This is a genomic window from Parabacteroides chongii (genome assembly GCF_029581355.1).
Taxonomy (GTDB): domain Bacteria; phylum Bacteroidota; class Bacteroidia; order Bacteroidales; family Tannerellaceae; genus Parabacteroides; species Parabacteroides chongii.
On record NZ_CP120849.1, the window covers coordinates 717,733 to 744,389 of the forward strand.

At 44.9% G+C, this 26,657-nt stretch carries 21 protein-coding genes; 11 read left to right on the plus strand and 10 right to left on the minus strand.

What is annotated here, in order from left to right; all coding sequences use genetic code 11:
* Positions 1-47: 47 nt before the first annotated feature.
* Positions 48-3,440, plus strand: coding sequence for a GLUG motif-containing protein (locus P3L47_RS03060; protein ID WP_277782642.1), 3,393 nt, complete (start codon positions 48-50; stop codon positions 3,438-3,440).
* A gap of 10 nt (positions 3,441-3,450) precedes the next feature.
* Positions 3,451-3,726, plus strand: a complete 276-nt coding sequence (locus tag P3L47_RS03065) for an HU family DNA-binding protein (RefSeq protein ID WP_277782643.1) — start codon at positions 3,451-3,453, stop codon at positions 3,724-3,726.
* 23 nt (positions 3,727-3,749) lie between these two features.
* Here P3L47_RS03065 and P3L47_RS03070 read toward each other — a convergent pair whose 3' ends face one another.
* Both P3L47_RS03070 and P3L47_RS03075 read right to left on the minus strand, forming a co-directional pair.
* Positions 3,750-4,514, minus strand: a complete 765-nt coding sequence (locus P3L47_RS03070; RefSeq protein ID WP_277782644.1) for a DUF6599 family protein — start codon at positions 4,512-4,514, stop codon at positions 3,750-3,752.
* Positions 4,511-5,665 carry a DUF362 domain-containing protein gene (locus P3L47_RS03075; protein ID WP_277782645.1) on the minus strand — a complete coding sequence of 385 codons (1,155 nt, stop codon included), beginning with the start codon at positions 5,663-5,665 and terminating at the stop codon, positions 4,511-4,513. Before P3L47_RS03075 ends, P3L47_RS03070 begins: the two co-directional genes overlap by 4 nt.
* Positions 5,666-5,779: 114 nt before the next feature.
* Here P3L47_RS03075 and P3L47_RS03080 point away from each other — a divergent pair, with 114 nt between their 5' ends.
* The 5 genes from P3L47_RS03080 to P3L47_RS03100 all read left to right on the plus strand — a co-directional run bounded on the left by P3L47_RS03080 (position 5,780) and on the right by P3L47_RS03100 (position 11,080).
* A complete protein-coding gene (locus P3L47_RS03080; protein WP_075559064.1) occupies positions 5,780-6,166 on the plus strand; it encodes a thioesterase family protein in 387 nt (128 codons plus the stop codon).
* 90 nt (positions 6,167-6,256) lie between these two features.
* Entirely contained in the window at positions 6,257-7,537 is a 1,281-nt protein-coding gene (eno, locus tag P3L47_RS03085) for a phosphopyruvate hydratase (RefSeq protein ID WP_122351766.1), read from the plus strand.
* Positions 7,538-7,734: 197 nt separating this feature from the next.
* Positions 7,735-8,064, plus strand: a complete 330-nt coding sequence (locus P3L47_RS03090) for a DUF6686 family protein (RefSeq protein WP_082212058.1) — start codon at positions 7,735-7,737, stop codon at positions 8,062-8,064.
* 139 nt (positions 8,065-8,203) lie between these two features.
* Positions 8,204-8,554, plus strand: coding sequence for a hypothetical protein (locus P3L47_RS03095; protein ID WP_277782646.1), 351 nt, complete (start codon positions 8,204-8,206; stop codon positions 8,552-8,554).
* Positions 8,555-8,770: 216 nt separating this feature from the next.
* Positions 8,771-11,080 (plus strand): TonB-dependent receptor, encoded by a 2,310-nt coding sequence (locus P3L47_RS03100; RefSeq protein WP_277782647.1) that lies wholly within the window; start codon positions 8,771-8,773, stop codon positions 11,078-11,080.
* Between the two features lie 156 nt (positions 11,081-11,236).
* Here the strand turns inward: P3L47_RS03100 and P3L47_RS03105 are convergent, their stop codons facing one another.
* The 8 genes from P3L47_RS03105 to P3L47_RS03140 form a co-directional block, all read right to left on the minus strand.
* Complete coding sequence (locus tag P3L47_RS03105; RefSeq protein ID WP_075559068.1) at positions 11,237-11,602, minus strand: DUF2023 family protein; 366 nt, start codon at positions 11,600-11,602, stop codon at positions 11,237-11,239.
* A 43-nt stretch (positions 11,603-11,645) separates the two neighbouring features.
* Positions 11,646-12,155, minus strand: a complete 510-nt coding sequence (gene fldA / locus P3L47_RS03110) for a flavodoxin FldA (RefSeq protein ID WP_277782648.1) — start codon at positions 12,153-12,155, stop codon at positions 11,646-11,648.
* Positions 12,156-12,254: 99 nt separating this feature from the next.
* Positions 12,255-14,534 carry a RelA/SpoT family protein gene (locus P3L47_RS03115; RefSeq protein WP_277782649.1) on the minus strand — a complete coding sequence of 760 codons (2,280 nt, stop codon included), beginning with the start codon at positions 14,532-14,534 and terminating at the stop codon, positions 12,255-12,257.
* Positions 14,535-14,629: 95 nt separating this feature from the next.
* Entirely contained in the window at positions 14,630-16,156 is a 1,527-nt protein-coding gene (locus tag P3L47_RS03120; protein WP_122361144.1) for a lytic transglycosylase domain-containing protein, read from the minus strand.
* Between the two features lie 6 nt (positions 16,157-16,162).
* Complete coding sequence (locus tag P3L47_RS03125; protein WP_317127510.1) at positions 16,163-16,840, minus strand: DUF5683 domain-containing protein; 678 nt, start codon at positions 16,838-16,840, stop codon at positions 16,163-16,165.
* A 60-nt stretch (positions 16,841-16,900) separates the two neighbouring features.
* The gene (locus tag P3L47_RS03130) at positions 16,901-17,785 is read right to left on the minus strand and encodes a ParB/RepB/Spo0J family partition protein (RefSeq protein WP_122361445.1); all 885 of its coding nucleotides are present in this window, start codon (positions 17,783-17,785) and stop codon (positions 16,901-16,903) included.
* A gap of 89 nt (positions 17,786-17,874) precedes the next feature.
* The gene (locus P3L47_RS03135) at positions 17,875-18,639 is read right to left on the minus strand and encodes a ParA family protein (RefSeq protein ID WP_122361146.1); all 765 of its coding nucleotides are present in this window, start codon (positions 18,637-18,639) and stop codon (positions 17,875-17,877) included.
* Positions 18,640-19,049: 410 nt separating this feature from the next.
* Positions 19,050-22,217, minus strand: coding sequence for a DUF6383 domain-containing protein (locus P3L47_RS03140; RefSeq protein ID WP_277782650.1), 3,168 nt, complete (start codon positions 22,215-22,217; stop codon positions 19,050-19,052).
* Between the two features lie 1,054 nt (positions 22,218-23,271).
* Between P3L47_RS03140 and surE the strand changes: the two genes are divergently transcribed.
* From surE to P3L47_RS03160, 4 genes are all read left to right on the plus strand, one after another.
* Positions 23,272-24,036 (plus strand): 5'/3'-nucleotidase SurE, encoded by a 765-nt coding sequence (surE, locus tag P3L47_RS03145; RefSeq protein WP_122361446.1) that lies wholly within the window; start codon positions 23,272-23,274, stop codon positions 24,034-24,036.
* Positions 24,037-24,040: 4 nt separating this feature from the next.
* Positions 24,041-25,174 carry a lipid-A-disaccharide synthase gene (gene lpxB, locus P3L47_RS03150; protein ID WP_277782651.1) on the plus strand — a complete coding sequence of 378 codons (1,134 nt, stop codon included), beginning with the start codon at positions 24,041-24,043 and terminating at the stop codon, positions 25,172-25,174.
* Between the two features lie 85 nt (positions 25,175-25,259).
* Positions 25,260-25,991 (plus strand): NigD1/NigD2 family lipoprotein, encoded by a 732-nt coding sequence (locus P3L47_RS03155; RefSeq protein WP_277782652.1) that lies wholly within the window; start codon positions 25,260-25,262, stop codon positions 25,989-25,991.
* Positions 25,992-26,086: 95 nt separating this feature from the next.
* Positions 26,087-26,656, plus strand: a complete 570-nt coding sequence (locus P3L47_RS03160; protein ID WP_427910532.1) for an RNA polymerase sigma factor — start codon at positions 26,087-26,089, stop codon at positions 26,654-26,656.
* Position 26,657: the final 1 nt, after the last annotated feature.

Sequence of the window (26,657 nt, forward strand, 5' to 3'; positions counted from 1 at the left end):
GCAAAGCCTGCGCATATACATATTCAATAAATAAAACATAAAACAACATGAAAACAAAAATTACTCTGATCACAAGCAGGTTACTATACCTGCTTGCTTTTTTAACCATTTCCCATATGACGATAGCACAGGTAGACGTATGGGATGGACACACCGTTACAGAACCTGCCGGATGGGCAACAGGAAATACTACTGTCAACATCAGTTCGGCGGCAGAACTGGCTTGGGTGGCCCAAATGGTCAACAACAGCGAACAAACCGGATCTACACCCAGCGATAAATGGTTTAAAGGCTGTGTACTGACTCTTACGACCGATATAGACTTGGCAGGACACGAATGGACTCCGATCGGAATTGGTTTTGTGAGTGGTTATACTAGTACTATGGAAAAAAACTTTTTTGGTTCCTTCGATGGACAAAACCACATTGTATCGAATTTGAAAATAACGGGCGAATATCGATTTGCCGGTTTATTTGGCATTATAGGAGATCCGGGGTTTCCTTCCGGAAAAGAAACTGTCAAAGATTTACATGTCCGAAATGCCGATCTACAGATAACAAAACCCGAGGTATCAGATGAATATTATGAGTGGGGCGCCGGAACACTGGTTGGTTTGCAGTGTGGAACAATAGAAAGATGCAGTGCCACCGGAAAAATTGTAGGAGGAGATAATGGCTATTTCGGAGGATTAGTCGGAATGAATTACGGGGGGTATGGTACCTGTTCCATTATTTCAAACAGTTATGCATCTGTAGATGTGACAGGGGGAAATGGGAGTATTATTTCTGGTACTTATCCCTGTTACATAGGAGGATTTGTAGGAAATAACGGAACTACCTCAGGTGGTCACCCGATCATCTATAACTGTTATTCAACCGGTAATGTAAAAGGGGGAGATGATGCCTATATCGGAGGATTTATCGGACGTTGCGGTGGTTCAGACTATATTGAAGCAAACGATGTACATTCCTGCTATTCATTAGGAACTGTGGAAGGTGGTTCTAATTCCCACATAGGAGGATTTGCCGGTAATGCCGTTCCACGCTCTCCGTTGCTTAATTGTTATTGGAATAAAGATGCCTATACAAATGGAACCGGCAACGACGCCGAAAGGACAAGTGAAAATCTTTTAGCTCTCCCTCTCTCTTCTATGAAAAGCAGATTTCTAACCCAGATCATGAATGAAGGAGCTTTCAACTATTCGGGAAAAGCTGCTTCAAAAGTGACAAGATATGCCTGGGAACTGGCTCCCGGCAACGACTATCCGACATTGACTTCAACCCCGCTTGCCGCCGCACCGGGTACATCAGAAAGCGATCCCTTCCTAATAGCCAATTCAAGTGAATTGGAGTTTTTCGCAACCAGGGTAAATGCCGGAAACGATTTTGACGGCAAATATGTCAAACTAACTGCCGACATCGACCTGGAAAGTAAAGAATGGACAGCTATAGGAACAGGAAACGACCTTGACCTCAATCATTTAAAGCCTTTCAAAGGTACATTCGATGGAAATGGCTTTCAGATTCGAAATCTATATTTCGCTCGAACAGTCGGAGATGAAGAATTTGTTTATGCCGGTGTATTCGGTCGCGTAGAAGACGGAGCCATCCGAAATCTGGGAGTCGTAATTTCTGAAAAGGGATTAACCATAAGAAACATCAATTGTAGTGAAACACTAGGTCAATGCCTGGCGGGAGGTGTTGTTGCTTACTGCCTAAATTCCACCATAGAAAACTGCTATACCACAGGAGGTACTATAACAACTTCAGCATTACACTACGCCATATCCAGCGCTGGAGGTTTAGTCGCGTATGCAATTGATGCAACGATTAGAAATTGTTATTCGACAGTAGATATAAATAGTGGAAGCGATCCAATTAATGACCACCCAGCCGAAGCCTTTTCAGGAGGAATAGTCGGAAATATTTATAGTAATGATGCATCTACAACTATCAGTAATTGTTTTTCATCCGGAATGTTTAGTGCAAAAAACGGTTATTATACAGGAGGAGCCGGAGGTATCGTAGGTAATTCTTCTTCTTCATCGGCTGAAAAGACTTCATATATATCCAATTGTCTTGCTCTGAATTATAAACTGATTACACGGAATGGTAATGCTCAGCATACCGCAGGAAGAATACTCGGTTACAAAAGTACATCTGAATTTGCAGTTCCTCCTACTCTTTCAGGTAATCATGCCTATGATAACATCATTTGGGAGAATCTATCAGACGGCACATCAGACCCTATCTCAGATGTCGATGCGACGGATAAAAATGGTGCCGACTGGGATTGGAGAAACAGCGATCAGATACCCGCCGGCATATTCGATAACACAGCTATTTGGAAAAGCGGGACATTACCCATAATGCCCAAACTCTATACAACCGATGGTCGCCTAATGGCCAACCAGCCGGATGTGTCGATCCCTTATCCGCTGGAATTTACAACAACCACAAATGGTTCTGTACAGGAAAAGTATCGCAAGACGTATGCAGGTAAAGACACACGAGTAGAACTAATCATCACCCCGGAAACAGGCTTCGGATTGAAAAGTCTGACTTACCAACCGGAAGGAGAAGATGCTACTGCTATAGCAGAAAGTGACGGACACTATTACTTTACGATGCCGGGAAAAAAAGTAACAATTGCAGCCATATTTAGTGCCATATCATCCATAACGATAGCAAACGTTACAAATGGCGCCATCAGTATAGAAGGAGATAAAACAGAGGCGATAGAATATGAGAAAGTCATCTTCACAGTTACACCGGACAACGGTTACAAACTTGATGGAGAACCGACCGTTACGACAACCGGAAGTGGAAATGTAACGGTCAACAGCGAAGGCAACAACAAGTATTCTTTTGACATGCCAGCCGAAGCGGTTACAATTGCTGCCACATTCAGCAAAAACAACCCCGATCCGCAGCCACCTGTCGATCCCGACCCTGTACCACCGGTTTACTACACAGTCACTTTGCCACTCGTAGAAGGTGCCATCACCGACCCTGTTGCCGGAGAATACGATGTGGAAGCATGGAGTAACTTCCGTTTCTATCTCACGCTCGATAAGGAATACGACCAATCGGAACCCGTCATAACGACCGACCGCGGTGAAACCATCACGCCGCGCAGTAGCGACGGAGCTTATATCGTCAAATATGTCCGCAACGATGTGGAGATATTTATCGACGGCATCGTAAAGAACCCCGATCCCGTATCCAACGAAACGATAGCTACAGATGCCGTCAAGGTATGGGCAGCCAAAGGTTACCTGCATATCAGCAGCCCAACAACACAAACAGTACAGGTCTACAACCTGACAGGCTCACTGGTTAAACAGGCAGACATTCCTGTAGGCAATACCCGATGGGCATTACCGGCAAGTATCTATATCGTACAGATCGGTTCCGCACGATACAAAGTAATCTTATAAGAAAACCGATATGACGAAAACAGAATTGGTACAAAGAATTGCCGAAGATACCGGACAAAAAGCGACACAGGTAAAAAGAACTGTCGAAGCATTACTCGGTATCGTCTCCGATACGCTGAACGAAGGCTCTGAAATCCGCTTTCATAACTTCGGGGCACTACACCCCTGGATACAGATTGAACGTATGGCACGCAACCCCAAGACAGGTGTTGCAGTCAAGATCCCTCGTCGCATATCTGTGAAATTCCGGCCTGGAACAAAACTGTTGAAGGTTCTGAACAAATAGGATACCGGTAATCACGGCCCCGGTCAGAAACCGAACCCGCCGTGATCGTCTTCCTCTTTTTCCTGTTCTTTGCCCGTTAAATAGATGAAATCGTTCCCGCTCTGAATAATATCGGAGGCGGGAACTTTTTCTTTTAGCTTCTCCACCTCTTTTGCATCCTTCACACAGACCCAGGCGCGATAGCTTTTCGAGGGCTTATCGGCTATAAACCAGACACCGGTATAGGAAATACCTTCCAGATAATGCATCAGCGAAGTACTGACACCGGATATGCCTATCGGTCCGCGCAGGAATTTCAGTTTGCCGGAATAAGGGGATATCTCTTGCAACAGCGCCGGTATCGCCGGGTTATCTTTCCCGTCCATCGGAAGATACTGCCGGATCAACTCGTCCACCTTACTCTTTGCCGCAGCCGAGCCGGAAGGGAAAACCACCGATACGTATTTATCGCCAGCCACAGCCTGCAACTGGTAAGGCGACAGGCAATCGATGCAACCCAGCGTATCCGCCCGCTGACACCGGAACACATGCAACGAATAAATACCGAAAGCATCCTCAGGTGTCGGCATCTCATAAATCTCGATCGTATATTCCTGCCCCTCGTAAACGACATCGCGGGCTGTCAGTTTACTGACACCGTATTCGAGGAACTGCTCCGCTCCTCCATTCATAAAACCGTAGAGTCCCGAGCCTGTAAACACCCGTTCCCTTTTCACTTCGACCTCCTGTGCAACCAGAAAGGCGGGGATCAACAGCAGGAAACCTGCCCATCGTATAAAATGTTTCATGCCTGCAACGTTGTTTCTATCAGTTCGATTTTATCCTTATCGGCCACGCCGAGTTGAAACTCCTGCGCCATATCCATAAAGGTACGTGCTCCGGCTTTCTCTTCCTCCTGCAACCCCTCTTCGATACGTTTGGCGATCACTATATCGTAACTGATACGGTCGACTGCCACCGCGTCGCTTCCCGCCAGGATAGTATTATAATGGCAGATAAATTGCGGATTGGCAGCCGGCCCGCCGTCGAAGCAACCAATCATTCCATCGACAATATTCAACACCACCTTATCCCGCAACGGAGGGAAAGCACAAACCGAAGCACAGGTATCATGCCACATCGGACCGTGAAGCCGGGCGGTATTCGTAATAGAACCGAAAGCGAGGTTCTTCATGCAGCAAGTGATCGTCGTTCCGGCATTCTTCAAAACGGGGACGTTGATAATCTTCGTCACCATCTCCGTACATATCTTCGTGAAATAAGAATTCTTTCCGCCATTAATCATGAAAGGCATGGTGTAAGCGTCATATTCTCCTTCGATGTCGACAGAAAAGTACTGCGCCTTATCGATCCGCTCTTCACCGTAGAACTTACCTTCGGCATTGATGTAACTGCCGTTCTCATCGGGGTATTCCGTACCGATGATCTTTATATCCGGATAGTTCTCAGCGGTAAAGCCCGACTCTTTCAAATCCGCTTCACGCCGGTCCCAGATAACGATATTCTTTCGGGGGATGCCGGCTTCTTCCAGCTGGTTGATAATGGATTGCGTCAAAGCATGCGAAGTAGATAATAGCTTACCGGCAATCGGGTTTACCTTCAGCCCGATCACATCGTCGGGACCGACAAATTGCAACCACGCCTCTTTCAGGTTACTTTTCCCTGTCAGATTCAACATACTGTTCCGAAGCATTTCATAGGCGATCCCTTCCGAAGGCTGTCCGTCGACAATACAGCCGGGATGAGTTGTAAGGGCTACTTTACCGGGATATTTACCCGGCATGGAATGTTCGTTCCGGGGGATGGCCAGGGCATCCTTTATATTGGTTGCCGGCTTCTCTTTATCTGCGTGCACCGCCGGAGCAGCCTTTACAATGGGAGAAAAAGCAACGCTTGCTCCACCAAGGGCCAGCGAACGGAAAAAGTTTCTTCTTTTCATGGTATTACTGATTAAGTCTTCAGGCTGCTAAGATATTAAAATCCTGTGGGGCTTCCGTCTTTTTTTCCGGTTATTTCCTGTACTTTTGCGACACAATTCGAGAACTCAATAAATATGCTGGAAAAAGGACTACAACACACAAGCAGCACCGTAGTCAGTGCCGCTAACTCAGCCCGTACCATGGGATCGGGCGACCTGGATGTATTCGCCACACCGTCGATGGTGGCTTTAATGGAAAACGCAGCCATGCTGGCTGTTGCCTCCGGACTGCCGGAAGGCTCGACAACCGTAGGTGCACAGATGAACACCTCACATATCAAACCGTCCCCGCTGGGAGAAACAATTTCCGCCACGGCAACCTTACAGGAAGCGGATGGCCGCAAACTCACTTTCAGCGTTGTGGCACAAGACTCAAAGGGGACGATCGGCGAAGGGACGCATATCCGTTTCATCGTAGACAAAGAGAAGTTCCTATCGAAGATCTACCCTACCAACAAATAGGTATTTCACGGGCACAGAATGCCCATTTATGGTGATTTCACGTTCTCCGATCTCTTTCTATATTTGTTCCGTCTTAAAAATGAACAAACAATGAAAATAGAAAAGATTACAGGACGTGAAATCCTCGACTCAAGAGGCAACCCTACCGTAGAAGTAGATGTATTATTGGAATCAGGTGTAACAGGCAGAGCTTCTGTCCCCTCCGGCGCATCGACCGGCGAACACGAAGCATTGGAACTGCGCGACGGTGACAAGAAACGCTATTGCGGTAAAGGTGTACTGAAAGCTGTTGAAAACGTAAACAAGATAATCGCTCCTGCCCTGAAAGGCATGTCAGCACTGGATCAGGTAGGTATCGACCAGGCTATGCTCGAACTGGACGGAACGAAGACCAAATCAAACCTCGGTGCAAACGCCATCCTCGGTGTTTCCCTTGCAGTTGCCAAGGCTGCTGCCAACTATCTGGATATTCCTTTATATAGATATATCGGCGGAACAAACACATACGTTATGCCGGTTCCGATGATGAACATCATCAACGGCGGTTCACACAGTGACGCTCCGATCGCTTTCCAGGAATTTATGATCCGCCCGGTAGGTGCTCCTTCTTTCAAGGAAGGTCTGCGTATGGGTGCCGAAGTATTCCACGCATTGAAGAAAGTGTTGCACGACCGTGGCCTGAGCACTGCCGTAGGTGACGAAGGTGGTTTCGCACCTGCTCTGGAAGGAACGGAAGATGCATTGAACTCGATCCTTGCCGCTATCAAGGCTGCCGGATACGAACCGGGCAAAGACATCATGATCGGTATGGACTGCGCTTCTTCTGAGTTCTACAAAGACGGTATCTACGACTATACGAAGTTCGAAGGTGACAAAGGCGTCAAACGTACTTCCGATGAACAGGTAGACTACCTGGAAAAACTGATCAACGAATACCCGATCGACTCTATCGAAGACGGTATGAACGAAAACGACTGGGAAGGCTGGAAGAAGCTGACCGACCGTATCGGTAACCGTTGCCAGCTGGTGGGTGACGACTTGTTCGTTACAAACGTCGACTTCCTGTCGAAAGGTATTCAGGAAGGTTGCGCCAACTCGATCCTGATCAAGGTTAACCAGATCGGTTCATTGACAGAAACACTGAATGCTATCGAGATGGCTCACCGTCACGGTTACACGACCGTCACTTCTCACCGCTCCGGCGAAACAGAAGATGCAACGATCGCCGACATCGCCGTTGCTACCAACAGCGGACAGATCAAGACCGGTTCATTGAGCCGTTCAGACCGTATGGCTAAATACAACCAGTTGCTCCGCATCGAAGAAGAGTTGGGTAACAAAGCAGTATACGGTTACAAACGCTTAAAGTAATCTCATTTTAAATAAATCATAATCGCTAATTTGCAAGCTAAAAGCTAATTTTTAGATAAAAGCTTCCCCGTGAGGAGAGGCTTTTACCTTTTTATAGGTAACGGAAGCCTTCAATTTACCCTCTTATGGCGATTGCACATATTCCTGAGAATAATGACCTTTGACAACAGTAAAACAGAACATCTCATTTATCCATTATGACAATAATAAATAAGACATTCAACGGTCAGCTCTCCTTCTGTAAGTGTTGTAACACTTATAGCCTGGAGTTCGGCAACTTCTTCTTTTGCTTTACGGAAGCAGGCTTCCAGGGCTTCCGCAAGTACATAAACAGCATCGATGGTGACCTGTCGGAACAACGTAACCAACATTTCGCCTCCAACCGCAAAATATGCATCAAAGTACAATCCGAAAGCATTTACTTTTGCCTCAACAAAATGGAATTGGAAGAACTGAAAGAACTTCTCTCCGCCAAAAGAAACGGAAAGAAGTCCCCTTATCTGGCACAGAACTATTCATTGAATTAAAATCTTCTTTCAAACAAACACTTCCTTTCCGAGTGTTTATTGGCAACAAAAGCACAGTACCCATCAATAGGTATTTAATATAGATTTAATATCCCACTATCTGACAATACAATAAAATGCCCTATATTTGCAAAAGGTGATGGAGAAATATAGGAAATATTTGCGAATTGCACTCCCGGCATTATTCATTGCATATCTGGGATGTTTGATAGCCTTTACCCACGTTCATATCGTGAATGGGGTAACGATCGTCCATTCGCATCCTTACCACAAAACAGACGACGGACGTCCGGACCATGAACATGGTTATGCGGAGTTCCAGTTACTTCATCAACTATCGACTATTCAGATTAGCGGTGCTGCATTTGTATCTTTATTGCTTGCCGCTTTCCTCACCGTATTATTCAGATTATCCTGCAATCCGGTCTACCCGGATTATCTGGTTCCCATACAAGGAGAACCGTCTCTTCGTGCCCCTCCTGTAGCCTGATAAATATGTCCCCATGCTGTTTGCCAACTTTTTTCATCACGTTGGCAAAGTTGTGCCACGCCTATGGCAAAGTTATGCCATGCCTGTGACAGAGTTGTGCCATGCCTGTGGCAGAACTATGCCATGCTTGTGGCAAATTCTTCAATTGGGAAGAAGAATCCCGGAAAGTACCGGGCATTCAATTATTGTATTACCTATTTATCAGATTAAATCAATATGAATAAGATTATAACACTTATACTATGCCTTTGCTGTACCCTTACGGTTGCATGGGCCACAGAAGAAGAGAAAATGAACGCATCGGATGCAAACGTATTCGGGCATGTATTGGATAAAGAAACCGGTGAGCATCTGCCATTTATCACCGTTATACTAAAGGGAACAACCATCGGAACGACAACCGACAACTCCGGTCACTATTTCCTGAAAAACCTGCCGGAAGGTAAGTTCACCCTCGAATTTAAATATCTCGGTTACAAGACTGTCACCCGGGATGTGAAACTGGAGAAAGGGAAAACACAGGAAGTCAATGTAGAGATGGAAGAAGATCGCATCGCCCTGGACGGTGTAGTCGTTTCGGCCAACCGAAGTGAAACATCGCGCCGCCTGGCTCCTACGCTGGTAAATGTGATCGACTCGAAAGTCTTTAATACGACCAGTGCGGTTAACCTGGCGCAAGGACTGAACTTCCAGCCGGGTGTACGTGTAGAGACGAATTGCCAGAATTGCGGTTTCCAGCAGGTACGTATCAATGGGTTGGACGGACCTTATACGCAGATACTGATCGACTCGCGTCCCATATTCAGTGCACTTTCGGGTGTTTACGGGCTGGAACAGATTCCAGCAAATATGATCAACCGTGTGGAAGTGATGCGTGGCGGTGGTTCGGCATTGTTCGGTTCTTCTGCCATTGCCGGGACGATCAATATCATTACCAAGGAGCCGCTGCGCAACTCGGGCGAACTGACACATACCCTGTCTTCTATCGGGGGAAGTTCTTCCTTTGACAATAATACGACGCTGAATGCTTCATTGGTAACGGAAAACGGGAAGGCCGGCATGTATATCTTCGGACAGAACCGCCACCGTTCCGGCTACGATTATGATAATGACGGCTACACCGAACTACCCAAGCTGAAGAACCAGACGGTAGGTTTCCGCTCCTATCTGAAAACAAGCACGTACAGCAAGTTGACGTTCGAATATCATCACATGAACGAATACCGTCGTGGCGGTAACCTGTTGGATCGTCCGCCTCATGAAGCGGATATTGCCGAACAGTTGGAGCACTCCATCGACGGTGGAGGATTGAAGTTCGATCTTTTCTCATCCGATTACAAACATAAATTCAGCGTCTTCACCTCGGCTCAGAACACCGACCGTGACAGCTATTACGGCACCGGACAAGACCCGAATGCGTACGGTAAGACAACCGACCTGACCTTTATGACCGGGACACAATATTCGTACAGCTTCGACAAGTTCCTCTTTATGCCGTCAGACCTGACCGCCGGACTGGAATACAACTACGACCATCTGAAAGACGAAATGATCGGTTATAACCGCTACACCAACCAGAAGGTCCATATCGAAAGCCTTTTCCTGCAGAACGAATGGAAAAACAAACGGTGGAGCTTCCTGGTCGGAGCGCGTATGGACAAGCACAACATGATAGACAATGTGGTATTCAGTCCCCGTGCCAACGTTCGTTTCAACCCGACGGAGGATATCAATATACGTGCCAGCTATTCCAGTGGCTTCCGTGCTCCGCAGGCGTTCGACGAAGACATGCATATCTCTGCCGTCGGAGGTGAGATAGCGATGATACGACGGGCGAAAGACCTGAAGGAAGAGAAATCGCAGAGCCTCAGCACATCGGTCGACTTTTATCATCGTTTTAAGAACGGTATCCAGGTCAACTTCCTGGTGGAAGGTTTTTATACAAGTCTGAACGATGTATTCGTATTGGAAGAAATCGGGAAAGATGAACAGGGCAATATCATCAAAGAACGTCGTAACGGTTCGGGAGCAAAAGTGATGGGACTGACCTTGGAAGGGAAAAGCGTCCTTTCTTCCTGGTTATCTTTACAGGCAGGAGCCACCTTGCAGCGCAGCCGTTATAACGAACCGGAGAAATGGAGTGAAAACGAGAACGTGCCGACTGAAAAGAAAATGTTCCGTACACCTAATACATACGGTTACTTTACCGCGACACTGACTCCGTTGAAACATTTCACGGCTTCCCTGTCGGGAACTTACACCGGCAGCATGTTGGTGCAGCATCTGGCGGGTTATATCCCTATGGATAAAGCAGTCAATACACCGGATTTCTTCGACATGAACATCAAACTGGCGTATGACTTCCATATCTACAAAGATATCAACTTGGAAGTAAATGCCGGTGTACAGAATATCTTCGAAGCCTACCAGTCCGACTTCGACCAGGGTCCGAACCGTGACTCTGCCTACATCTACGGACCGGCAACGCCGAGAAGCTATTTCGCCGGTATCAAGATATCTTACTAAGATACTTTTTATGACAAAGGGTCTTTGCCTTCCCACGCAAAGACCCTTTGCACGTTCAGGCAACGACCTCTTGCGTGGTAAGAAAAACCCCGCTATCCAGACAGGATAACGGGGAAAATAAACAACTTTAGGGAAAACTTTAAACAACCATATCGATCAGGCAGACGTTAGCCGCTGCTTTTTCCTTGTGCAGAAACGTTCGCATTGCATGCAGATATCATACCCAAGTAAAGCTCCAAGAATAAAATCCTCCTCCGGTGTAAGTAAGTTCAACGGACGGGTCACCAATAAACGAATAGCTTCTATGCATTCAGGCCTTCCAAAATAAATATTGACACTTCTCTCTCCTGCATCCTGCTTTACATAACAAATCTGTTGACTTTCCAAGCGGTCCGTAACGACTTGCTCATACGATTTATTGATCGTACATAAAACCATACTCCGTATCCCTTTCTTATATTCATAGATATGATTAAGAAAGACTTTCACTTCTCCGGGTATCCTGTTCCTGGTTGTTACCATCTTGCCTGCTGATATTATCTTAAAAACTACAATTCGAAAATGCTTATTCCAGACCTTCCTGTTTTAACGTTTCGATCCACTGGTCGATACGCGGGTTGGTCTGATCGTCTTCATTCAATTCATCCAAAGGAAGTCCGACGAATTTACCGTCAACAACAGCTGTCGAGTCATCATACGAATAACCATCTGTCGGTACTGACCCGATAAACGTACATCCTGTACCCTGAAGATCCGTATAGATTGTTCCGATCGCATCACAGAACGTGTCGCTGAAAGAGGAAGAGTCGCCGCAACCAAAAATAGCAACGAGCTTACCGGATAAATCCAGCTTCTTTACTTTGGCAAGAAAATCGTACCAGTCATCCTGCAAATCGCCTGCTCCCCAGGTAGAACTACCCAGAATCAATGCTTCATAATTACCCAGATCCGAAGGAGAAGCCTTCGCCACATCATACAGGTTAGAAGCATCCACACCTAACTTGGTTGCTATACGTTTTGCAATATCCTCTGTCGTTCCGGTTGACGAACCGTAAAAAATACCTATTGTCTTCATCTATTTTATAATTTAATTGATGAAGACAAAGGTCAGATATCCCGGTTACAAAGGCAATACCTATAAATATGTATTTTGCAGGCTGAAAATACCTACTGACTAATCGGCAACACGTCCTACCGACTTAATATTCTTGATTTTGGAGAGTGTCACGCACATCTTCTGAATGTCTTCCACATCATGCACTTTCATCTTGATCCGCCCTTCGAACACACCGTCTTTCGCTTCGATCAACAGGCGCATAATGTTCACATTGAAATCATCGGCAATCGTCTTGGTGATCGTATTCAACACTCCGATCGAGTCGATACCTTTCACTTCCAGCGTAGCTTCGAAAGAGGCATTCTTATGACTGCTCCACTCGGTATTCAGGATACGTTCGCCGAAACTACTCTTCAGACGCATAGCAATCGGGCAGGAACGTTTATGAACCACCACATTTCCATCGTCGTTGATGAAGCCTAACGCATCATCGCCCGGGATCGGCTTACAACATTCGGCAATCACATAGTTACGTTCGAATGCTTCTTCACGAAGGATATAAGGTTTCGATTTATCGTATTTTGTCTTAGGTTTCTCTTCCGGCTTCTCCTCTTCCGTCTTTTTAGAGCCGACACCTAACGCTTGTTTTACGTATTTAAACAAGAGGTTATCCGTCTTTTCTTTCAGCAACTTCTTGATATTCTCAGGAAGTACCACATCTCCTTTTTCTACGGCATAATAAAATTCTTCACGCTTGGAGAAACCGAAATACATACATAGCTTATCCAGATTGGACGTACTTGCTTCCATCTCCGAACGTTTGAATGCAGAGATCACTTTCTCTTCTCCCAGCTTAGCCGCATCTTTGCGGGCACGTTTCAATACGGCATCGATCTTGGCTCTCGCCTTTGCCGTCGTGACAAAGTTAAGCCACTCCGCCTGCGGTTCCTGCGAACGGGAAGTCAGGATCTCAACCTGGTCACCACTTGCCAACGGATGACTGAGAGGAACCAGGCGATGATTAACCTTCGCTCCAATACATTTATTTCCGATATTGGTATGCAGGGCATAAGCAAAGTCAAGTGCTGTGGCTCCCTGCGGAAGTGTCTTGATATCTCCTTTCGGAGTAAATACAAATATTTCGGAAGTGAACAGATTCAGTTTAATCGTATCCAGGAAGTCGAGTGCATTCGGGTCCGGACTTTCCAGGATTTCCGTAATAGTCTGAAGCCATTTGTCCAGCTCCGTATCTTCTTCTACGCTATGTTCCTTATATTTCCAGTGAGCAGCAAACCCTTTCTCGGCAATATCGTCCATACGACGGCTGCGGATTTGTATTTCCACCCATTGCCCATCGGGTCCCATGACGGTAAGATGCAATGCCTGATAACCGTTTGCTTTCGGACGGCTCACCCAGTCGCGGATACGGTCCGGACGGATACGGTAGATATCCGTAATAGCAGAATAGATATCCCAGCACATATTCTTTTCATCCACCCCCGGCAGCGGATCGAAAATGATACGAACAGCATACAGATCATAGATATCTTCAAAAGTAATCCCTTTGCTTTCCATCTTGTTCCAGATGGAATAAGCGGACTTTACGCGGGCTTTCATTTCATAATGCAGCCCCATTTCTTTCAGCTTCTCATCGACAGGAACGGCGAAATGTTCGAAAAGCTTATTACGGCTTTCTTCCGTCGCCTTTAGCTTTTGCTCGATAAAATCATATTCCTGCGGATGTTCATATTTGAAGCTCAGGTCTTCCAGTTCTGTCTTGATCGTGAAAAGTCCCAGACGATGTGCCAAAGGAGCGTAGAGGTAAAGCGTTTCTCCCGCAATCTTGAACTGTTTGGCGGGAAGCATCGAACCCAGGGTTCGCATATTATGCAGACGGTCGGCAATCTTAATCAGGATCACCCGGATATCGTCACTCATGGTAAGCAACAATTTGCGGAAGTTCTCCGCCTGCGCCGAAGCCTGTTCACCGAAGATACCTCCGGAGATCTTGGTCAGCCCGTCCACGATCTGGGCAATCTTCGGACCGAACATATCGCTAATATCCTGTACAGTATATTCCGTATCCTCCACCACATCGTGGAGCAATGCCGAACAGATAGAGGTAGAACCCAATCCCATTTCACGGCAAACAATCCGCGCAACAGCGATAGGGTGCATGATATAGGGTTCGCCGGAACGACGTTTCACGCCCGCATGTGCCTGATTGGCAAAGTTAAACGCTTTCGTTATGCGTTCCACTTTTCTCCGGTGATTCGATTTCAGATAGTCCTCCAGCAACTCGTTAAAACCGTCCTGGATCATCTTTTCATCCGCCAACATAGCCGGTGTCATTTCACCTGCATCCTTTGTGTCTTTTGTGTCTATCGCATCGTTCATGGTTACAGCCTCTTCTTTTTATATATAACGTCTGTACCCACAAATATACAAATATTCATGAAACATCAGCACGGAAGCCAAGAAAATAGCACGTTTTATCCCACAGGAATTTTCAGAACCTGTCCCGGACGAATATTTGCATTCGACAAACCGTTCGCCTTTTGTATCAAAGCAGCCGATACACCGGGATACTTTTTAGAGATCGTATACAACGAATCTCCCGATTTGACCTTATAAGAGACAAAGCCATTACTTTGTTTTTCAACAATTTCAGACGGCGAAGTTCTTTTCGGTACAGTTTTCGATTTCGTAGCGGAAGCGAAAGCCACTCCCCCGTTATCCACGTATAAGGTCAAGCGACGACCGCTAGCCAGTCGATTCGACTTCAAACCGTTCCACTGGCGAACTTCTTTCGGAGTCACTCCGTAGCGATCGGATATCGTATAGATGTTTTCGCCGGAAGCCACGCGATGGGTAATCTTTTCACGGTTGGACGATTTACCTTCGTCCGCACCGTTCGGATTATAAGCGAGACAATTTTCCAGCAAATCTTCCGCACGATGCGTATAGATTGTATCTTCTTTATCGATAAAGGCATAGGTCTGATTCACCGGCAGTTTCAGTACGCAAGGTGCTGCATTTCCGGGAATAATATCGCGTTTATATTGCGGATTCAAGGCACGCACCTGTTCCAAGTCCATCTGCAAAACCTCTGCCACCTGCTCCAGATGCAGGGGTTTTGTAACCACAACCGTATCGGTAGCCAACGGCATACTGGTCTGCATCGGACAAATATTGTGATCACAATAAAAGTTCATGATATAATTAGCCGCGATGAACAACGGAACGTACGACCGGGTTTCTTTAGGCAGATAAGGGAATATCTCCCAAAAATCCGTCTTCCCTCCCGAACGGCGGATCGCTTTATTTACATTCCCCGGACCGCAGTTATAAGAAGCCAGCACAAGATTCCAGTCCCCATAGATGGCATACATATCTTTAAAATAACGGCAGGCTGCATGCGTAGCCTTTACCGGATCACGACGTTCGTCGACAAGGCTGTTGATCTCCAGACCGTAAATCTTTCCTGTCGGAAGCATGAACTGCCACAAGCCGCAGGCTCCTACACGGGACAGCGCAACAGGGTTCAACGCACTTTCCACCACAGCCAGATATTTCAGTTCGATAGGCAGGTCGTGTTCGTCGAGCACCTGCTCGATGATCGGGAAATAAAAATCCGCCATACCCAGCATATAGCGTACGAGGTTACGGCGGCGGTCGGCATATAAATCGATACAATCGCGTACTACCTTATTATAAGGTAAAGAAATAACACGCGGCAAGCTTTCCAGACGTTCCCGGTAGACGGAGTCAGGAAACCACACATTCGCTGCGTCATCATGACAATATTCATCCCGCTTGGAGAAGTATTGCACATGCCAGGAACGAAGCAGACTGTCCACATCTGCATCCAAACTTTCGGGTATCAGCCCCACATCGACAGACAGAGAGTCGGCAGAGAGGTCCGAATACCGAGGTTCTTCATTTTCAGTTATTGTTTCCTGTGCACCGGCAACAGTAACGAAACAGCAGAAACAGAGTAATGATAATAAATATTTCATGTGTTATTAGAATTTTATACTGCAATTCAGGCCATATATACGCTCGCTGAAACTGGTCTTAGGCATCACCATCGGCTCCAGCCGCATACTCAGGTCGGGCGATATATCAAAGTCGAACAACTGGGCATCCACATAAGCATCGATCATACAGATCGCATAAACGCCCGCCGTGATAATGATACTCAAATCCCTGTAACGACGGAAATAATCCTTACGGCGCTTGATGTTATCCTGCCACCGTGTGTCTGTAATGAACTTTTCGGGTTCATATCCATTCTTCTTGGCAATATCCTGCCAGGAATTACTCCATTTATCAGGATTATCCGGGTTATTCTTCACATCATACATCAAATCAAAATAAGCCGTCGAATAATCCTTATAGTTCTTATTGTTCCAGGTTATCGCATAGATACATCCCATAAAACCGCCGTAAACAATAGGCAGTTTCCAGTATGCCCTGTTATAGATCTGTCCCAAACCCGGCAAAATAGCCGAAAAGATAACCGCCTTTGTCGGATTAGGTTTGAACGGCTTCATATCGACAGCCTTCACCTTGACCTGGCTGGCAGAGTCGGCGGACTGAAGTACAGCCTGTACCGTAGAATCCGGCGATTCGACAATAACCGTATCGGCATCCAGTATAACACCTTGTGCTTTCGTATACAAGGAGATACCTGCCAGCATCACCAGTAAGCACAGTATCCTGCTTATTTTTAATTTCATCCTCACGAATCTACCGTCCACTTATTTCAATTTATCCAACAGACCGATCAGTCTTTCCAATTCTTCTTCCGAGGTAAAAGGGATTGTGATGCGTCCTTTTCCCTTCTCGTTGCATGCCAGTTGTACCTTCGTATTAAAGAACCGTGACAAATGGTCTTTCAGCAGATTGAACTCTTCGGGAAGCATCTGCTTGCGTCCGGCTGTTTTCTCCTTCTTCTCTGGAGTAACCGCCTCGGCTCCGTTGCGTACGATCTCTTCCACATTACGTACGGAAAGACCGTCTGATAATATCTGTTCATACAATGCCAGCTGCACTTCCGGATCTTCCACCGGCAGCAAGGCACGTGCATGTCCCATATCTATTTTCTTATCTTTCAACCCCATCTGTATCTCAGCCGGTAACTTCAGCAGACGCAGGTAATTGGCGATAGTCGCCCGTTTCTTTCCTACCCGTTCGCTGAGTTTCTCCTGGGTCAGACCGTAACTATCTATCAGCTTCTGATAAGCCAGTGCAATTTCTATCGAGTTAAGGTCTTCGCGCTGTATATTCTCGATCAGCGCCATTTCGACTACATTCTCGTCGGCGGCTGTCTTGATGTAGGCAGGGATTTGTTCCAGTCCAGCCATCAGGGAGGCGCGGTAACGACGTTCACCGGAGATGATCATGTACTTTTCCGTACCGATCTCTTTCAGGGTTATCGGTTGAATAACACCCAGTGAACGGATAGAAGTCGCCAGTTCCTCCAAAGCCTCTTCCTCAAATATAGAACGGGGTTGATCCGGATTGGGTTGGATCTTACTCAGTTCTATCTCGCTGATAGAAGACGAACCACCCGTCTTCAGGTCGTCCATCGTGATTAAAGCATCCAGTCCGCGGCCAAGTGCCGATCTTTTCATTACTGCCATAATATTAATTGACAATTGATAATTAACAATTGACAATTGATAAGGAGCATTGAATTGTCCATTGTCAATTGTCAATTGTCAATTTATTATTATTTGTTTTTATCTATCAATTCTTGTGCTAACTGCATATGATTAAGCGCTCCTTTCGATTCGGCATCGTAAAGAATTACGGGTTTGCCATAACTGGAGGCTTCGCTCAGCTTCACATTACGCTGAATAACGGTTGTAAAAACGAGATCGCGGAACGGACGTTTCACCTCTTCATATATCTGGTTAGCCAGGCGAAGACGCGAATCGTACATCGTCAGCAGGAATCCCTCAATTTCCAAAGCCGGATTCAGCTTCGACTTAATAATCTTTATCGTATTCAACAGTTTACTGATACCTTCCAGCGCAAAATACTCGCATTGAACGGGGATGATGACTGAATCGGCTGCAGTAAGGGCATTCACAGTGATCAGCCCCAGAGAGGGAGAACAGTCAATCAGGATAAAATCGTACATATCCTTCAGGGGGACGAGAATCTGTTTCAGGATTTGTTCCCTGTTCTCCATGTTCAGCATTTCAATCTCCGCGCCCACCAGGTCGATGTGCGACGGGATAATATTCAGCCCTTCCACCTCGGTAGGGATAATGGCTCCTTTCGAATCGTCTCCATTCACCAGGCATTCATAGATGGACAGTTCGACATTGCGAATATCCACGCCCAGTCCTGAAGAGGCATTTGCCTGCGGATCCGCATCAACAACAAGCACTTTCTTTTCGAGTGCAGCGAGGGATGCAGCCAGATTAATCGTGGTCGTCGTCTTACCAACCCCACCTTTCTGATTTGCTAAAGCGATAATCTTTCCCATACTTCGTCTATTAATTCAGCGGCAAAACTAAACATTAAAAACCTAACGAAATCAGGTTTAAGCAAAACAATGCTCGTTTTGTTGAAAAGTCGCCCTAACTGTTGATAACTTGCAAATATAAACAGAATATTTAATAACTTGTTCCAAATGAGGAATATGCATATACTTTTTTGGAAATGATAACTAAGTTTTAAAAAAACGAAGCCCATCCGGTATATTCCGGACGGGCTTGTTTTTTATCTGTTTTCTTCCTTCGCAGGAATACTTGACAGAAGAACTTTATTTTATTACTTAATATGTATCACTCCACTTGTTCCGCCATCACGGCTTACTGAATGGCTCTCCCGAAGGAGAACCATTGCGCGGGTGATAAATTTTTGATTATAAATTTCTTTTATAAATAGTCGTTATTACTTAACGATTGCTTTTACTGCAGCTTCACCTTCAACAGCTACTACTACGATACCTGCCGGAATAGCGATTGTAGCTTCGCTAGAAGTGATTACAGTGTTAGCAACTGTCTGACCAAGTACATTGCTGATAGCAACTGTCTTACCTTCAGCTCCCTTGATAACAACAGCACCGTTAGTAGCGACTACAGAGATAGAAGATACTTCAGGAGCTTCTTCGTTAGCTGTCGGGTTACCTTCGAAACCTTCTTCGATTCTAAACAAGTCACCCTTATTATAGCCATCTTCTACAACTACAGTACCATTGATCCATTTCAAGTAACCTTCGTTATTAGAAGCGACCTTAGAATCATCTTTTACAGCTTGTTCAGGATTATAAGCTTTCCACATATTCTGAATTTTGAATGTACCTTCAGCAGCATCTTCATAACGGAATGCAAACTTAGCTACATTGAAATCAGGAGTACCCAGTTCTACTTTTACAGTATCATCATTTGTGAACAAGAACAATGTATCCTTGATGTGCATACCCGGTACGAATGACAACTTAGCACGTTGTTCACCAGCTTCATTTGTATTTACATACGGATTTGTATGTAAGTGAGTTGCGCCATAGATATTAGCAGTATCAATCAAGTTCACCAAGAAACGACCTTTTACAACCGGAGTCTTTTCTGCATGAGGACATACACCATGTTCTTTAATCCATTCAGGATCGTTGTGTTTTGGATCATCCGGACAATAAGTCTTAACGCTGTTATCTACATTTACAGCCAACAGATACTGCCAGCAAGTATTATTTTCACGATTTACATAAGCAGTATCTACAAAGATAGCCGGATTCAATTTGAACTGAGGATCATAAACATTATCAATGTTCAAGAAACTCAAAGTGTCGTTTTCAACAATAGACTTGCTATCTCCCTTTTCGTAAAGAGCTTGATTTGCATTTTCATCACGATACAATTTAATAGTATCACCCCAAGCCAAAACATCACCATTTACCAAGTGATATTCAGGATCATCAGAAGGCTGTACCAACATCAAAGAGTTGTTATCCTTTGCGTACATAGCCATTTCTTCCCAAGAACCATTTTCCAAGCTATTGCCTAAGAACAGCTTGTCTCCAGCAAGAGTGAAAACAGATTTGCCTGTTGATACATTCACATAACCATTATCAGTTACATATGTATTTGCTCCACCTAACGTTACATAGTTGTAAGTATTACCCGGTTTCTTCTTCAAAGCAAACTTCTGAGCAGCACCGTTATCGGCAGCTTCATTATTATCCTTGTCACAGATATAATATTCCAGATTTGTGTATTTGTAGTTCTTAACAAACTCATTGTTTTCACGATTTTGGAATGTATACGGAAGGATAGCCAATGTACTCTTTACTTCTTCTACATCTTTAGCTGCTGCATTCCATTTGTGCAATGTGCTAACGATCAATACAGAGTCAATCTGGTTCTTGTAAGCTTTATCACCGCCTTTTACCTTGAATGCCAAATTCCACTTAGTTGCAGCATCTTTATTTACAGTAGCACCGATCTGGTGAGACATGCTATGGTTTTCAGCCCAATAAGCAGGAATATCCTGATCTGCATTCTGACGAGACTGAGCCAAATAGTAAGAAGTGTTACGCAACACGTTTTCATTTTCTACCATATAACCGTCAGTCATAGTAACCGTTGTCACCGGAGTGATGGTGATCAATTCTTCCGCTTTCAAATTAGTGGCTGAAGTTACAGCAACTTCATAAACACCTGTTTTATTAGTACCACGCAATTCAGAAAGAGTAACTTCTACGCTCGGATTTTCACGGTTAGTCAACTTAATAGTTGCACCTCTGTTTTCAGTAGTCACAGCCCAATGAGTTGCAGGGTCTTCTGCTACGAAGCTTTTAGCTTTAGCAAAGTCTTCTTTTGTTCCGTCTTCTGAAATTGTCAGAACACCGTCAATTTTGTATGTATTAGAAGCACCTTCTTCACCGTTGGCTACATAGTTTACTTTTACAAACTGACCAGTCAAGAACTGAGTCAAATCAACAGTATTTGAACTACCTAAAGAGGTAACAGCCCAGTTAGCACTAGCTACTGTACCATTCACATCAAAAGCAGTCAGACGACCTTCATTATTTGTATTATTGATATACAATCTTTTAGGAGCAGTTGCATCAATATTTACCTGAACAGCTTTAGAACCGTTATCAGCAGCGTAAATCGTAAAACGATAAGGATCATAATTCGCAGCTACTCCACTTTCAACAGCTTTTATAACATCAGCTTCTGATGCTAATTTGAAAGCTCCTGGCTTATCAGAATCCTTATTTGTTTCAGCATCCCAATAGATGTATTTACCATCTTTATTCTTCAACATATAAGGATTAGCATCACCTGCATTCATTACGTGCATAGCACCTGCATCATACTTCATTGCTGTCAATTTACCAGCAAATGCGTCCGCTCCAGTAACAGTCACACCATCTTTTGCAGAAGAAATAGTCAGTTCAAAACCATTTTTCAACTCTTTATTCAAAACACCACCATCTGTTGCAGTTGTTGCAAATGCAGTTTCTGCCGATGCAAATAACGCAGCCTTTGTAACATCATCCACAACAGTAATACTAGTACCAGAACTAAAGCCTCCAGTCATGTTAATATATACTGGTGTTGTTGCATCATACCAAGCTCTCAACACGAAAAAGCTAGAAGATTTTCCCTTAAAAGTAACAGGTACAATATCAAATTTTGAATAACCTGCCAAATTCAAAACTAAACCAGCTTTCGTTTCAAGTTGCTTGTTAGTGTAATTAAAGTAAAAAGCGTTAGAAGGTACTGAACTTACTGCCCCACCCTTGTAGTCAGCCAAATGAATACCATTGCCATCAAACATAAGAAAAGAGCTTGCCGAAGCTGGAGTCCAAGTATTTGCCCCTGTACTAGAAAACACAAGTAAACGGGAATTGTCTTTAAATCCTGACAACACTAAATCTTTTACAGCATCATCTGCAACAGGAGCCTCTGTATTAATGTCTAATACAGTTGCTGTAGCTCTGGTTTCGATTGCAGTAGGCACTGCTAATGTTGAAGCCGCCGTTCCTGCATAAGCACTAAAAGCTGAAGCAAATAACAAGCTGGCTACCAAAGTAGAAAACTTTTTGTTCATAATTCTAAAATTTAATATTAATACTAAAGTGTAATAAGTTCTTATTCAATACGATCGCTATCAAAAATACCTTCTAATCCTATGACTAATTTTATCGATCGTTTTTTCTCGTCATGATTTTGAAGGTTCGTCCCTTAAAGCTATAAATTCATACAAGCTATGCTATTCAGTTGATAAGAAAGCACATATGATTGAAAAAAATAATGGAAAAAGAATTGCCGAAATGAAACAAATGCTTACTTTTGTTGACGAGAAAAAACGATCCTTTTAGCTAGTCATTCACTTTCTCTTCTTTTAATCATTTTGCGCATTTTATCCGATAGTATATTTACATATATTAATGTACATACACGCGTACATTAATATAATATTACCTATATACCCTTTGATTTTCCAAACGAACATAGAACCTCCCTATGATGCTTCCATCCAAACAACCCCAAGAAAATATAGCCTTACCACAATATTTTTATAAAAAACAGCGTCATCACCCCAAAAACAGTCCTATAACCATTGTCTATCAAGTTCTACACTGGTGACGCCACGCTTAAAAACGGTGTCCCCCATCCACCTCCTATAAAGCAAGAATCCACCTAAGGACACCTAATATCTTAATACCCTATAATTATACCCCAAACACAGCACATTTATTTACGAAAGGTATACCTTACATTTATGTATACTATACATTACAAATACAAAATCTATGCCTTACATATTCGTAAATAAAATATCACATATATAATATTGCAGTGTTTATTGCTTAAAGTAAAGGTGTTATTCCTTTAGATATCCAAGAGTAGAAACTTAATCCATTCAAGACTACAGTTTGTCGGGAATCATGCGCTCGATCTCCACAATGTTAAAAAAACACACAGACATAGCAAAAGTTGTGGTGATGCCGGAACCGAGCACGGCATCACCACAACAGCCATTGACTATCAATACACAAATCATCTTTTCCCTTTGATGACGCCAAATCTTAAAGAAAAAAAGCATCCTTCGTCAAAAGATTATAGTTACATTTGTAGGAGGAATTATAAAAATGTATGCGATGAACGATAGACCGCTTATTCTGATTACGAATGATGATGGCGTAGAAGCCAAAGGTATCAAAGAGTTGACAGAATGCCTGAGAGACTTGGGCGACCTGGTTGTATTTGCTCCCGACGGACCCCGTTCGGGTATGAGCAGTGCGATTACAGCTGAAAATCCGATCAGATACAGCCTGGTGAAGAAAGAAAACGGACTGACTGTATATAAATGTACAGGAACACCAGTCGACTGCGTAAAACTGTCCATCAACGAAGTACTCGACCGCAAGCCGGACCTGCTTGTCTCCGGTATCAATCACGGAGGGAATATGGCGATAGCCGTACTCTATTCAGGAACGCTGGGAGCTGCTGCAGAAGGTTGCGTATTCGGTGTACCTTCGATAGGCGTTTCATTGCTCGACCATGAACCGGATGCAGACTTTTCGGAATGCTGCCGCCTGGCACGTATGATGGCACGCCGCATACTGAAAGAAGGATTGCCTGCCGGAACATATCTGAATCTGAATGTGCCGAAAGTGGAGACAGTAAAAGGCATAAAAGTATGCCGCCAGGCTGCCGGAAAATGGGTGAAAGAATACAAACGGTCGGAAAACGGAGCCGGTAAACCTGTATTTTGGCTGACAGGCTCTTTTGAGAATGCCAAACCGATCCATCCGGACAATGACACGCTGGCACTCGACAGCGGATACGCTTCACTCGTGCCCTGCAAACTGGATGTTACAGACTATGAGTGGATAAAAAATCATTACAATATGCCAATGTGATAATATGAAATACTTTCTGATAGCAGGCGAAGCTTCGGGCGACTTACATGCGTCGAACCTGATGGCGGCATTAAAAGAGAAAGACCCCGAAGCGGATTTCCGTTTCTTCGGGGGAGACTTGATGCAGGCTGTAGGCGGCACATTGGTGAAACATTACAGGGAAATGGCATTTATGGGCTTTATCCCCGTACTGCTTAACCTGCGTACGATCCTGAATAACATGAAAACCTGCCAGGAAGATATTCGCCGATATCAGCCGGACGTAGTGATCCTGATCGATTACCCCGGATTCAATCTGAAGATAGCCAAATTCGTAAAGACCGTGCTGCACCTGCCTGTCTACTATTATATCTCACCGAAGATATGGGCATGGAAGCAATACCGTATCAAAGACTTCCGCCGCTATGTAGACCGGATGTTCTGCATCCTGCCTTTCGAAACGGAGTTTTTCCGCAAACTTAATTATTCGGTCGACTATGTAGGCAATCCTTCCGTCGATTCGGTTGCCCAATACAAGAAAAAGCAGGTCTCTGGAGCCGATACTTTCATTGCGGACGAAGGACTGGCGGACAAACCGATCCTCGCCCTTCTTGCCGGAAGCCGTCGCCAGGAGATTAAAGACAATCTCCCGACGATGCTGGAGGTAGCCGCCGCTTATCCCGACTATCAGCCGGTCATAGCCGGAGCTCCCGGACTGGAACCGGACTATTACAAACAATACATAGGCAACCACCCTGCGCGGATCGTTTTCGGCAAAACTTACGACCTGTTGCAACACAGCCGTGCCGCATTGGTCACATCCGGTACGGCAACCCTGGAGACCTCGCTCTTCCGCGTTCCCCAAGTAGTCTGCTATTACGTGGCTGCCGGTCGTTTGGCAAGTTTCATCTTCCGTAACTTCTTTCATACCAAATACATTTCGCTGGTCAACCTGATTGCCGGACGCGAAGTCGTACAGGAACTTTTCGGCGCGCGTTTCTCCTATCAGCAGATACACGACGAACTGGGTAAAATACTACACGATACCGCCTATCGCCAACAGATGCTCGACGGGTACGACGAGATCATCTGCCTGCTCGGAAAACCGGGCGCTTCACAACGTACTGCCGAACTTATTTACCGGTCTTTAAAGCATTAACATCTTTTATCATCTTCTGTTGCAGCGTTTTCCGTATTTTCCACATCTACCTTAGTAGAATGGGAAATAGACAATTTTTAGTGATATGAATGTGATGAAGACGTTGAAAACTTTTATACTGGTTTTGGGAACTATTCTGCTCTCCACCTCCTTGTATTCTTGTTTGGATGATGACGATTATTCTCTTGACAAATACAGTGTTGGAGTAGCGACAATAAAGCCATTGGGAGGTAATACATATTACCTGCAGTGGGATGACTCCACGACTTTCTGGCCGGCAGCCGGCGCAACTCCACATTTTGGAGTAGATAAGGAAAGACGTGTTTTTATAAACTTTACGCTACTGGATAATGATTTTGAAGGATACGATTACGCTATCCGTGTAAACAGAATCGACAGTGTGTTGACAAAATCGATCGTTGCCGACCTGGGTGAGAAGAATGATGAATATTACGGCAATGATCCGGTGTGGATGAAGTCTGTCTGGATTGAGGACGGTTATATTAATTTCCAGTTCGAATCATATTTCGACGGATATACCAAACACTTCCTCAACCTGGTAAAGATGGATAATACGGATACATACGAACTGGAGTTCCGTCATAATGCATACGATAATCTGTCAGGCGGAAAGGGATGGGGACTTGCCTCATTCAGACTGAACAACCTGCCGGAAACGAACGGTGAGACAGTGACAATGAAGATCAAATACAAATCGTATGAAGGTGACAAGACGATTGAGCTCAAGTACAAATCCGGTTCTCCCGCAGGTAAGGCACCTATGATGGGAGAAGAGAATTTTCATTCGACAAATTAAACCTTCCCACATAACTTTTATTTTTATCATTTAGTTCAGGGAGAGAGGCATCGTGATGATGCCTTTCTTTTTTTTTGCATAAATTCGTAGCGTAGATGCAACGGTCGGCCGCTTGCTCTCGTTTATATAAACAAATGAACGAAACAACAGTACAACTGATAGAGGGTTGCCGCAAAGGAAAACGAGATGCGCAACTGGCCTTGTACAAACAATTCGCCCAGCGATTGTACATAGCTTGCCTGCGTATTGTCGGAAACAGCGGCGAAGCGGAAGAAGCCATGCAGGATGCCTTCCTGAAAATCTTCACCCGCATCGACCAATATAAGGACGACCAATGTTTCGAAGCTTGGATCCACCGGATAGCCGTCCATACGGCGATCGATTACGTACGCCGTCAGAACCCGGAATGGGAAGAGTTGTCGGACAACTATGCCGCACCGGAATCGGACGAGCCGGACGAGGAGGAAATACAATATTCGGTGAAGCTGCTCAAAGAGGCAACCCAAAAACTGCCCGCCGGCTATCGCGTGATCCTCTCGCTTTACCTCTTTGAGGGATATGATATGGAAGAGATTGCCTCTATCCTGCACATTCAGCCGCCAAGCGTACGCAGCCAGTATCTGCGGGCGAAGCGCAAATTGTTAGACATTATAGCAGTTAATTGAC

Bases quoted from the DNA above. Each gene is read 5' to 3' on its own strand.
- P3L47_RS03065 (WP_277782643.1), top strand. From the start codon at position 3,451: ATGACGAAAACAGAATTGGTACAAAGAATTGCCGAAGATACCGGACAA.
- P3L47_RS03115 (WP_277782649.1), bottom strand. From the start codon at position 14,534: ATGAACGATGCGATAGACACAAAAGACACAAAGGATGCAGGTGAAATG.
- P3L47_RS03160 (WP_427910532.1), top strand. From the start codon at position 26,087: ATGCAACGGTCGGCCGCTTGCTCTCGTTTATATAAACAAATGAACGAA.
- P3L47_RS03075 (WP_277782645.1), bottom strand. From the start codon at position 5,665: ATGAAAAGAAGAAACTTTTTCCGTTCGCTGGCCCTTGGTGGAGCAAGC.
- P3L47_RS03100 (WP_277782647.1), top strand. From the start codon at position 8,771: ATGAATAAGATTATAACACTTATACTATGCCTTTGCTGTACCCTTACG.
- P3L47_RS03090 (WP_082212058.1), top strand. From the start codon at position 7,735: ATGACAATAATAAATAAGACATTCAACGGTCAGCTCTCCTTCTGTAAG.
- P3L47_RS03105 (WP_075559068.1), bottom strand. From the start codon at position 11,602: ATGGTAACAACCAGGAACAGGATACCCGGAGAAGTGAAAGTCTTTCTT.
- P3L47_RS03130 (WP_122361445.1), bottom strand. From the start codon at position 17,785: ATGGCAGTAATGAAAAGATCGGCACTTGGCCGCGGACTGGATGCTTTA.
- P3L47_RS03140 (WP_277782650.1), bottom strand. From the start codon at position 22,217: ATGAACAAAAAGTTTTCTACTTTGGTAGCCAGCTTGTTATTTGCTTCA.
- lpxB (WP_277782651.1), top strand. From the start codon at position 24,041: ATGAAATACTTTCTGATAGCAGGCGAAGCTTCGGGCGACTTACATGCG.
- P3L47_RS03125 (WP_317127510.1), bottom strand. From the start codon at position 16,840: ATGCTGGCAGGTATCTCCTTGTATACGAAAGCACAAGGTGTTATACTG.
- P3L47_RS03080 (WP_075559064.1), top strand. From the start codon at position 5,780: ATGCTGGAAAAAGGACTACAACACACAAGCAGCACCGTAGTCAGTGCC.
- P3L47_RS03060 (WP_277782642.1), top strand. From the start codon at position 48: ATGAAAACAAAAATTACTCTGATCACAAGCAGGTTACTATACCTGCTT.
- P3L47_RS03135 (WP_122361146.1), bottom strand. From the start codon at position 18,639: ATGGGAAAGATTATCGCTTTAGCAAATCAGAAAGGTGGGGTTGGTAAG.
- eno (WP_122351766.1), top strand. From the start codon at position 6,257: ATGAAAATAGAAAAGATTACAGGACGTGAAATCCTCGACTCAAGAGGC.
- surE (WP_122361446.1), top strand. From the start codon at position 23,272: ATGAACGATAGACCGCTTATTCTGATTACGAATGATGATGGCGTAGAA.
- fldA (WP_277782648.1), bottom strand. From the start codon at position 12,155: ATGAAGACAATAGGTATTTTTTACGGTTCGTCAACCGGAACGACAGAG.
- P3L47_RS03155 (WP_277782652.1), top strand. From the start codon at position 25,260: ATGAATGTGATGAAGACGTTGAAAACTTTTATACTGGTTTTGGGAACT.
- P3L47_RS03095 (WP_277782646.1), top strand. From the start codon at position 8,204: ATGGAGAAATATAGGAAATATTTGCGAATTGCACTCCCGGCATTATTC.
- P3L47_RS03070 (WP_277782644.1), bottom strand. From the start codon at position 4,514: ATGAAACATTTTATACGATGGGCAGGTTTCCTGCTGTTGATCCCCGCC.
- P3L47_RS03120 (WP_122361144.1), bottom strand. From the start codon at position 16,156: ATGAAATATTTATTATCATTACTCTGTTTCTGCTGTTTCGTTACTGTT.